This window comes from Streptomyces sp. NPDC048258 (assembly GCF_043201995.1).
In the GTDB taxonomy this organism is placed as follows: domain Bacteria; phylum Actinomycetota; class Actinomycetes; order Streptomycetales; family Streptomycetaceae; genus Streptomyces.
Genome location: NZ_JBICZH010000018.1, coordinates 152,106 through 159,696 on the forward strand (window position 1 = coordinate 152,106; position 7,591 = coordinate 159,696).

General features: G+C 68.1%; 15 protein-coding genes. 11 read left to right on the forward strand and 4 right to left on the reverse strand.

Annotated features, from left to right (window positions below; translation table 11 throughout):
* Positions 1 to 334 precede the first annotated feature (334 nt).
* From ACGFYQ_RS32300 to ACGFYQ_RS32310, 3 genes are all read right to left on the reverse strand, one after another.
* The gene (locus ACGFYQ_RS32300) at positions 335 to 508 is read right to left on the reverse strand and encodes a CsbD family protein (protein ID WP_393749723.1); all 174 of its coding nucleotides are present in this window, start codon (positions 506 to 508) and stop codon (positions 335 to 337) included.
* A 100-nt stretch (positions 509 to 608) separates the two neighbouring features.
* Positions 609 to 782, reverse strand: a complete 174-nt coding sequence (locus ACGFYQ_RS32305) for a hydrophobic protein (RefSeq protein WP_393749724.1) — start codon at positions 780 to 782, stop codon at positions 609 to 611.
* Positions 783 to 906: 124 nt separating this feature from the next.
* A complete protein-coding gene (locus ACGFYQ_RS32310) occupies positions 907 to 1,116 on the reverse strand; it encodes a hypothetical protein (protein WP_393749725.1) in 210 nt (69 codons plus the stop codon).
* Positions 1,117 to 1,810: 694 nt separating this feature from the next.
* On the opposite strand from ACGFYQ_RS32310, the gene ACGFYQ_RS32315 reads away from it, so the two are divergent.
* From ACGFYQ_RS32315 to ACGFYQ_RS32335, 5 genes are all read left to right on the forward strand, one after another.
* Positions 1,811 to 2,173: an ANTAR domain-containing protein gene (locus tag ACGFYQ_RS32315; protein ID WP_393749726.1), complete on the forward strand. Its 363-nt coding sequence runs from the start codon at positions 1,811 to 1,813 to the stop codon at positions 2,171 to 2,173.
* Positions 2,174 to 2,355: 182 nt separating this feature from the next.
* The gene (locus ACGFYQ_RS32320) at positions 2,356 to 2,652 is read left to right on the forward strand and encodes a PRC-barrel domain containing protein (protein ID WP_393749746.1); all 297 of its coding nucleotides are present in this window, start codon (positions 2,356 to 2,358) and stop codon (positions 2,650 to 2,652) included.
* 172 nt (positions 2,653 to 2,824) lie between these two features.
* Positions 2,825 to 3,181: a PRC-barrel domain-containing protein gene (locus tag ACGFYQ_RS32325; protein ID WP_393749727.1), complete on the forward strand. Its 357-nt coding sequence runs from the start codon at positions 2,825 to 2,827 to the stop codon at positions 3,179 to 3,181.
* A 30-nt stretch (positions 3,182 to 3,211) separates the two neighbouring features.
* Positions 3,212 to 3,379, forward strand: coding sequence for a hypothetical protein (locus ACGFYQ_RS32330; RefSeq protein WP_393749728.1), 168 nt, complete (start codon positions 3,212 to 3,214; stop codon positions 3,377 to 3,379).
* 148 nt (positions 3,380 to 3,527) lie between these two features.
* Positions 3,528 to 3,716 carry a DUF6381 family protein gene (locus ACGFYQ_RS32335; protein WP_393749729.1) on the forward strand — a complete coding sequence of 63 codons (189 nt, stop codon included), beginning with the start codon at positions 3,528 to 3,530 and terminating at the stop codon, positions 3,714 to 3,716.
* 152 nt (positions 3,717 to 3,868) lie between these two features.
* Here the strand turns inward: ACGFYQ_RS32335 and ACGFYQ_RS32340 are convergent, their stop codons facing one another.
* On the reverse strand, positions 3,869 to 4,033 hold the full coding sequence (locus ACGFYQ_RS32340) for a hypothetical protein (RefSeq protein WP_393749730.1): 165 nt from the start codon (positions 4,031 to 4,033) through the stop codon (positions 3,869 to 3,871).
* A 15-nt stretch (positions 4,034 to 4,048) separates the two neighbouring features.
* On the opposite strand from ACGFYQ_RS32340, the gene ACGFYQ_RS32345 reads away from it, so the two are divergent.
* The 6 genes from ACGFYQ_RS32345 to ACGFYQ_RS32370 all read left to right on the forward strand — a co-directional run bounded on the left by ACGFYQ_RS32345 (position 4,049) and on the right by ACGFYQ_RS32370 (position 7,034).
* Positions 4,049 to 4,465: a hypothetical protein gene (locus ACGFYQ_RS32345; protein ID WP_393749731.1), complete on the forward strand. Its 417-nt coding sequence runs from the start codon at positions 4,049 to 4,051 to the stop codon at positions 4,463 to 4,465.
* A gap of 30 nt (positions 4,466 to 4,495) precedes the next feature.
* A complete protein-coding gene (locus ACGFYQ_RS32350) occupies positions 4,496 to 4,669 on the forward strand; it encodes a CsbD family protein (RefSeq protein WP_393749732.1) in 174 nt (57 codons plus the stop codon).
* A 237-nt stretch (positions 4,670 to 4,906) separates the two neighbouring features.
* Positions 4,907 to 5,035, forward strand: coding sequence for a DUF1206 domain-containing protein (locus tag ACGFYQ_RS32355; protein WP_393749733.1), 129 nt, complete (start codon positions 4,907 to 4,909; stop codon positions 5,033 to 5,035).
* 63 nt (positions 5,036 to 5,098) lie between these two features.
* Positions 5,099 to 5,629: a DUF1206 domain-containing protein gene (locus tag ACGFYQ_RS32360; RefSeq protein ID WP_393749734.1), complete on the forward strand. Its 531-nt coding sequence runs from the start codon at positions 5,099 to 5,101 to the stop codon at positions 5,627 to 5,629.
* Positions 5,630 to 5,678: 49 nt separating this feature from the next.
* A complete protein-coding gene (locus ACGFYQ_RS32365) occupies positions 5,679 to 6,461 on the forward strand; it encodes a ribonuclease BN (protein WP_393749735.1) in 783 nt (260 codons plus the stop codon).
* Between the two features lie 183 nt (positions 6,462 to 6,644).
* On the forward strand, positions 6,645 to 7,034 hold the full coding sequence (locus ACGFYQ_RS32370; RefSeq protein ID WP_393749736.1) for a hypothetical protein: 390 nt from the start codon (positions 6,645 to 6,647) through the stop codon (positions 7,032 to 7,034).
* The last annotated feature ends 557 nt before the right edge of the window (positions 7,035 to 7,591 follow it).

Below are 7,591 nucleotides of genomic sequence, written 5' to 3' on the forward strand. Positions count from 1 at the left end.
ACTCATAGCCCCGACCGCCTGGGCCATCGGGCGGGGCCTCCGGCACTGATCACCGGCTCGCGCGCCCGCGCGCCGTTCGGTTCGCGGTGGGTGCGGGGCGCTCTGCTCAGTGAGACGCGGGCTCTGGACCGGGGCTGCTGTGCGCGTTCGGGGCCGTACGTCATTGTCTGCGCCGTCTGAGGTGAGTCGACGAGCTGCTCCTGAGGTCCGGCCTGCTGGGCCACGTACTGCTCGCAAGCCGCAGACGGCAGCGGCTGCTCCTTGTCGGCTCGTGACCGCATCGGTGCCGGCCGGGCGATGCCCACGGAGAGGTGGACACCACCCGGGGCGGTGGTCAGCGCCTGAAGGCGTCCTTGGCCTTGCCCCCGGCCTGCTTCAGGTTGCCGGCGAGTCGGTCAGTCTTGCCTTGCCTCTTCAGCCGCGTGTTCCGGGCGGCCCGGCCAATGCCCTGCGTGATCCGGCCCTTGAGTTCCTGTGCCTTGTTCCTGATCTTCTGTTCAAAGCTCATGACTGCCCTTTGCCCGTCTCGGGGGGCCCGCGCGTGATTGCCGTACGACTCGCCATTCCCCGCGGGTGGGGCGGCGGCCTGGTACGCGTTACCCGCGGCTTCAGCCGTATCTGCGCCCGCCGCGACTGCGGCCGCGGCCACGGCCACGGCCACGCATGGCGAATCCGGCGATCCAGACGACCAGCAGTACCACCGCGACGTACCAGAGGATCTGCGTGGTGAAGCCGAACCCGAACAGAAGCAGGATCAGCAGAAGGAGAAGAATCCAGACCATTTTGGCTGCGCCTCCACACGGTCACAGGGACATGTCCTGCGTTCCGCGGGGTCTGGGCGAAGCGAAGGTGAAGGCTTTGCCCGGGAATTCCGGAGCACCACACAGCCCTACGCCGTCGGCGCAGTCAACGCCGGGCGGCGATCGTTGTCAACGGGGCATGGTTACTGGAGGGTTGTGGTGCGTCGGCCGGGGCCGCTGGTGTGAACGGAGCCTCGGCAGGGGCTTCCACCGGAGCCTCGGCAGGTGGCAGGACGTGATCCTCCCACCAGGACAGGCCCATCACGATGCCGAGCAGGACGAAGGGGAGCGCGGCCGGAACGATCAGCGCGTACATGCGAACCGCCAGTTGTCGGATACGTGCGACGCGGCAGGCAGCGGAAACGGTGCCCGCATGGGGCACATCGAGGCTGGGCCGGATCGCGTAGCGACGGCGACTGCGGGACGGCCACGCTCGTGACGAGGCAGGCTCCGGCATCGATGCGCAAGGTGCTCCCGAGGGAGCGGGATGACTTCTCTCCGCTGCCGGGGGCCGGGGCCGCACCACGCACGCTAGTCCTCCTCACGCTCCCTGAACAGGAGCAGGGCGGCCATCCCATCCGGCGACCGGCAGGGCCGTCCCGTACAGGTCCGCCCTGCGGCGTACGGGCAGGACTACGTTGGTCGGAGAGCCCCGCCCCCCCCTGGGCGTGATGACCTGCTCCGCTCCGTGCAATCACGCGCGGCCGGCACTGCGTACGCCCGGCCTCCCCGCATTCGCGGAGCCAATGTCACGTAGTCATCCATACGAGGCAGTACGAGTCGACAAGGCGCTATCCGTGCCCCTTGGGCACGCTACGCTCCTCGGTGCGGCCCCAGCCCCTGGCAGCGATGTCCTGTTCCGCTCCGGGGAGGCACGCCATGTTCGTCCCGCTTGTCATCCTCGCGGTGCTCTGCTCGGCTTCCTCCAACCCCATCCGATGACCCTGTGTCAGGTGTTCCGGGGTGTTTCTCGCTCAGGCCGGACGCGATGACTGTGATGCGAGGTACGCATGATGCATCGAACGATCACGATCCATGAAGCGCCGCGGAACTTGACGGATGCGGCTTCGTTGGCGGATGACGCGCTGATCGCCGAGATCCTCGACTTGCGTGCGGAGGTTGAGCAGTTGAGCAGGGCGCTGGAGAGCCGTGCGGTGATCGATCAGGCGCGGGGCATGGTGATGGCCCTGGCTCCGTGTTCCGGTGAGAAGGCCTGGGATCTGCTGGTGGACGTATCGCAGCACCGCAACGTCAAGCTCAGGGACGTAGCTGCGGCTCTGGTCGGCAGCACGGCGGGCGAGGCGCTCCCCGACGCACTGCAACGTGCGCTGCGGGATGCCTTCCGGCGCCTTCACACAGCCGATCGCGTGTGACAGCTCGAGCCCACCGAGCGGCACCGGGGGCGGGATGTTTGGTGACGTGAGATGGGGGGACTCGGCCGGCGGCAGGGTGGGGACAAGGAATCTTCCCTGCTGTTCTGAGGAAATTCAAGGAGGGGAATTTCGTGAGTGATCTCTGGGGTTACGCCCCGGCCGCCGGCCACAACCCGGGAAACATGCTGGTTGGCTTCAAGGTGGAAGCCAACGACGGCAGCATCGGAAAGATCGTCAGACATTCCGACCAGGTCGGCTCGGCCTACATCGTGGTCGACACCGGTGTGTGGATCTTCGGCAAGGACGTACTCCTGCCTGCCGGCGTCATCGAGCGTGTGGACACGTCCGAGCAGAAGGTGTACGTGTCCCGGACGAAGGACGAGATCAAGGACGCGCCGGAGTTCGACAAGGACAAGCACTTGGGAGACTCGGACTACCACCAGCGCCTGGGCTCCTACTACCAGCGACCGCGTGGCTGACCTCAGCCGCGCCTAACTGCCGCGGTGCCGGCAGACGGGATGCTTCCGGCCGGCCGGCACCGTCACGAACGAGGGGGAATTGCCGGGTGTGCCGAGCTGGTGTCCTCGGTCAGCCGGGAGCAGGCTGAGAGGTACACGGGCCGGGCTGTGAGCGTGGGAAGAGGGCATGAGGATGATCCAGACAGCGGATGTCCGGGAGTGGCGTACTCACGACGTGGTCGACTCGGGCGGGCACAGGATCGGCGCGCTGGAGGCCGTCTACGTGGACACCAGCACGGACGAGCCGGCCATGGCTACCGTGCTGGTGGGTCTGCCCACACGGCACCGGCTGGTCTTCGTCCCGCTGGACGGCGCGATCGTCGGGCCGGGCTACGTCAAGGTCGACTACGACAAGGCACTGGTGAAGAAGAGCCCTTCGATCGGCACGGACGACGTCCTGCTCGCCGAGGATGAGGAAGCCGTCTTCCGGTACTACGACCTCACTTACCGGCCCGGCGCCAAGGGCGAGCGGCAGCTCGCCCGCCGCTGAGCGCCCCGTACCCGAGGAGGCGTCCGTGTCGTGAAGGTCTTCTTGATCCTGGTCATCGTGGCGATGGTGCTGGGCATCATCGGCGCCGCCGTCGAAGGGCTGCTCTACCTGCTGGTCGTCGGCATCCTGGTCTTCGTGTCCGCCCTCGTTTACCTGGGCATGCACGGGCGGCGCACCGGTCGGCGCCGACTTCGCTGAGGAGCGTGCAGTCCGTCGGCCGGGTGACTCCTTCCACCTGGCCTGTGCTGCAGGGATAGCGGTGGGTGACTCTCCGGGATGCGCGGGATCGGGGGCGCTGTTTCGCTGGCATCGGAGCATCCGCTCTCCCCAGATCCCAGGAGTGATCATGAGTGTTGCAGGCGAGTCCGGCAGCCGTGCCCAGCAGATGCGTGACCAGGCGCAGAAAATCGAGCAGGCCGCGGAGCGTTCCACCGACCCGGCGGAGCGTCAGCGGCTGAAGGAAAAGGCCCGTCGGATCTTGGAGCAGAGCAAGATGGAGAGCGACAGGGGCAGTGGGGACGTCGACCCCATGTGACGGCTCTGCGACATGTGCCGGCCGGTGGCTGCCCACGCGATCCTCTCTGCGCGGGAGAGACACCGGCCGGTGTTTTGTGTCCGAGCGCCGCAGCGTACGCCGGTTGTGACGAGCGGGTCAGTGGGCCGGGCGTCGGCGGCGTAGTACCGATCTCACGACGAGGTAGAGCACGCGATCATGAGCAGTACTCCGGCGGAGAGCAGGTACAGCATGCCGTCGACGGTCGCGCGGACGATGACCAGAACGATCGCGGCGATCAGCAAGAGGTAGAAGCGGGCCGTGTGACGCCTCGAAACAGTCCTACCCTGGAGAGACACCTCTGGAGCGCGCCATTGCTCGTCATCCTCGGACTCGTCCTCCTGATCGCCGCTCTGGCCGTCGGTGTGGCCGGCGTCGTTACCAACGACGGCAGCGCCCACGAGCTGACCAGCGGATTCTCCGTATTCGGCTACGAGGTCACCGGCTCCACCGGCACCCTCTTCCTCTACGGCATCGTCGTCGGGGCCGTGGGCCTGCTCGGGCTGAGCCTTCTCCTGTCTGGGGCCCGCCGTTCTCATCGCGGCCACGGCACCGGCCCCGAAGTCGACAAGTCGCGCCGGGGAACAGCCGCCGCCGGCAACGACCGCGCCGACGTCGTAGACCAACGTGACATCGCCCGCCCGCAGACGACGGGTGGGAGAGAGTCCAACCTGAGCGGAGAGCACCGGAGGGGGCTCAACCCGTTCAAGCACCGATCGGAGCCCCGGTAGGTCGCGTGCACTTACGAAGGGTGGCCACTGATGAGTATCGGCAAGAAGATCGCGCACAAGGCCGAAGCGGTCAAGGGCGGCGCCAAGAAGACCGTCGGCCGTGTCACCGGCAGCCGGCACCTGCGGGCCGAGGGCCGTGGTGACCAGGTCAAGGGCAACGCCAAGCAGGCCGGGGCGAAGATCAAGGACGCCTTCAAGCACTGACCACTGCGCCCGCCCTGCCGACCTCACGCGGCAGGGCCCCGGAGGTGCCACGTATGGCCATCAAGAAGGATGCTGCCCACGCCAGGTCCCAGGGGCGGCGTATGTCCAACAGTCGCGCCATGGAGGTCCTGTCCAGGGTCGGGCTCTGCGCGCGGGGTGTGATCTACGTGCTGGTGGGGCTGCTGGCCGTGCAGATGGGTTTCGGCGGCGACAGTGGCAAGGAGGCCGACCGGTGCGGTGCGGACCATTGGCGAGCAGCCGTTCGGCCGGGTGCTGCTGTGGGCGCTGGTCGTGGGGCTGGCGGCTATGGCGCTGTGGCGGCTGTCCGAGGCCGCATTCGGACAGGCAGTGACGGGCGGTGACTAGTGGACCCGGCGCCTGGGCTCTCTGGGGCTGGCGGTCTTCTACGCCGTGATCTGTATCGGGGTTGTGCAGACCGCGCTGGTCGGCGGGTCCGCCGGAGGCCGTCCCGGCGACGAGACGTCGAAGGACTACACCGCGAGGGTGCTGGAGTGGCCTTATGGGCGGGTCCTCGTCGGCGTGGTCGGATCCGTCCTGGTCATCGTGGGCGTGGTGATCGTGGTGCGCAGCCTGATGCGGAAGTTCGAGGAGAATCTCCGGACGGGCGAGATGAGCCCGACGACGCGGCGCATCGTCGCGGGGCTGGGCATCGTCGGCGGCGTGGCGACCGGCGTGGTCGCGGCGATGGCCGGGCTGTTCGTCCTGCTGGCCGCGGTCCAGTTCGACCCCGCCCAGGCCAAGGGCATGGACGAGACGCTGCGTTCGTTCGCCGCCACACCCGCCGGCCCCGTGCTCCTGATCGCCGCGGCGGTGGGCCTCCTGCTGTTCGGCCTCTACTCGTTCTGCGAAGCCCGCTGGCGCAAAGCCCCTGAGCACGGCGCCTCGGCAGAGCAGCCGACCGAGGCCCCGGGCTCGGAGACGCGCCCAGGTGTGCCCTAGCGACGGCATCTCGCCCGATGCCGTGGGCCACTTGTCTCCGTTCGGGCGCTTGCGCAGCGCGATCCGCCGCTCGCGGGCCGGACGCAGGTGGGGGCGGGGCAGCGATATCGACCTGTCGCAGCGTTCGCTGGGATTCGCGGCGCTCGGGTTCCTGACACTGGTGCCGCTGCTGATCGTCGTTTCGGCGGCCGATCCGGCGAGCGGGCGGGGGTTCGCGCAGTGGCTGGGGGACGGGCTCGGCGTCTCCACGGCGGCCAGAGGGGAGATCGAGCGGTTGTTCGCCCTGCCGGGCCAGGCGTGGCGGACGACGACGGCGTTCGGCCTCGCCGTGCTCGCCGTATTCGGTCTGTCGTTCGGGGCGGCGGTGCAGAGCGGCTACGAGAAGATCTGGGATCTGCCCCCGGCCCGCTGGTGGGCCAGGTGGCGACACGTGCTGTGGCTCGCCGTCCTCATCGGGATCCTCTTCCTGTCCGCGATCACACCCCTGGGGCGGGATCCCTCGGCCCGCGGGGTGGTCACGGTGCTGAGCGGCACCCTGTTCTTCTGGTGGTCCCAGCGGCTCCTGCTCGGCGGCCGCATCGCCTGGGCCACCCTGCTGCCCGGGGCGGTCGCCACCATGCTCGGGCTGCTCGGACTCAGCATCTTCTCCCGGCTCGTGTTCTCACCACTGATCGCATCCAGCGCCGTCACCTACGGCCCGTTCGGAACCGTCCTGGTCATCCAGTCCTGGCTGGTCGGCGTGGGCGTCGTCGCGTTCGGCGGCGCGCTGGCCGGCCGACTGCTCCACGACGAGGCCCCCCGCGTGGCACGTGCGCTCAAACGGCGAGAGTGAGGCTCGAACCCCGCACTCTGCCCTGCTCAGGGCAGTGCGGGCCTCGGACCGTCCGGTTGTCAGAACAGGAGAACCCTTGCGGCCTGACATGACCGCTCGGCGGGCAGGTGGGAGAATTTCACTACCACGGGTAGAGCGCACGTATGTGTGCGTCCATCTCGATACAGGACAGCAGGTCAGGCCATGACCAAGCAACCGAAGCCGTCCCAGCCCCGCGATGGCGAGGGCATCAGCCGGCACAAGGAAGCCAAGCAACACGGCTGGTCACCGGATGTGGACGAGACCACTCAGCAGGAGAACCCGAGCGCCCACCGCTCCTTCCACCCGGAAAAGTACGCCCCCGCCAAGGGCCCTGGCAGAACGGTTTCCAAGGAAGAAGCGGGCAACCCCCACGGCAACCCCTCCAAGAGCAGGGGCGCCCGCGGGGAGGACCAGAGCAAGGGCTCCGGCGACAAGGGCATGCACGACCTCGGCCCGCGAGGCCGCTCACAGCGCCCCAGCGGAACCAAGGACGCCTCCGCCTCCACCGGTGTGGACCCCCAGGACCCGCCCGGCAGCCGCAGCGCCGGATAGCGCGCTCATAGGCGTCGTTCTCTCCTCGACGGCGGCCCGGACGAACACAGGTACCACCTGGCGCCAAGGCGAGCCCGGGCCCAGGCCCAGGCCCAGCCGGTGACGGTGACGGTGACGGTGAGCGGCGGATGAGCCATGTCAACGTCAGGTAATGAGGTGTTCGGCGCACCGTGCTGGGTCATCCTGCCAGCGTCAGCCCCGGCGGTGTGCCGTCTGCTCCGCTCGCTGCCGACAACGTGACCCCTCGCGGGCTTCGCCGTTTCCTACCTCGCCGCCCGCGGTGGCGTGGCCGCGCTCCCTCCGTTAGGCCATCGACCACCCGTTCACGACCTGTTCACCACCCAAAGCAGTTGCCTGCATTTTGGGCCGGTCAGGCGGGGTGGCGCACGTGTACCACCAGAAGACGAAGAACTTATTAGTAAGTTATTCCCCCAAGAAGATCGGCTTGTTGTGAGAAGTTGAGGGTCATGTCCCTTGGTGTGGTGTAACGGATCATTCGGCAGTGCCGGGCAGGCAGGTGGCGTTGTCTGAATAGAGGTTGTCCATGCTTTCGATGG

Excerpts from the sequence above, each read along its gene's own strand:
- ACGFYQ_RS32315 (WP_393749726.1), top strand. The coding sequence starts at position 1,811 with ATGATGCATCGAACGATCACGATCCATGAAGCGCCGCGGAACTTGACG.
- ACGFYQ_RS32335 (WP_393749729.1), top strand. The coding sequence starts at position 3,528 with ATGAGTGTTGCAGGCGAGTCCGGCAGCCGTGCCCAGCAGATGCGTGAC.
- ACGFYQ_RS32350 (WP_393749732.1), top strand. The coding sequence starts at position 4,496 with ATGAGTATCGGCAAGAAGATCGCGCACAAGGCCGAAGCGGTCAAGGGC.
- ACGFYQ_RS32310 (WP_393749725.1), bottom strand. The coding sequence starts at position 1,116 with ATGTACGCGCTGATCGTTCCGGCCGCGCTCCCCTTCGTCCTGCTCGGC.
- ACGFYQ_RS32325 (WP_393749727.1), top strand. The coding sequence starts at position 2,825 with ATGATCCAGACAGCGGATGTCCGGGAGTGGCGTACTCACGACGTGGTC.
- ACGFYQ_RS32320 (WP_393749746.1), top strand. The coding sequence starts at position 2,356 with ATGCTGGTTGGCTTCAAGGTGGAAGCCAACGACGGCAGCATCGGAAAG.
- ACGFYQ_RS32300 (WP_393749723.1), bottom strand. The coding sequence starts at position 508 with ATGAGCTTTGAACAGAAGATCAGGAACAAGGCACAGGAACTCAAGGGC.
- ACGFYQ_RS32305 (WP_393749724.1), bottom strand. The coding sequence starts at position 782 with ATGGTCTGGATTCTTCTCCTTCTGCTGATCCTGCTTCTGTTCGGGTTC.
- ACGFYQ_RS32370 (WP_393749736.1), top strand. The coding sequence starts at position 6,645 with ATGACCAAGCAACCGAAGCCGTCCCAGCCCCGCGATGGCGAGGGCATC.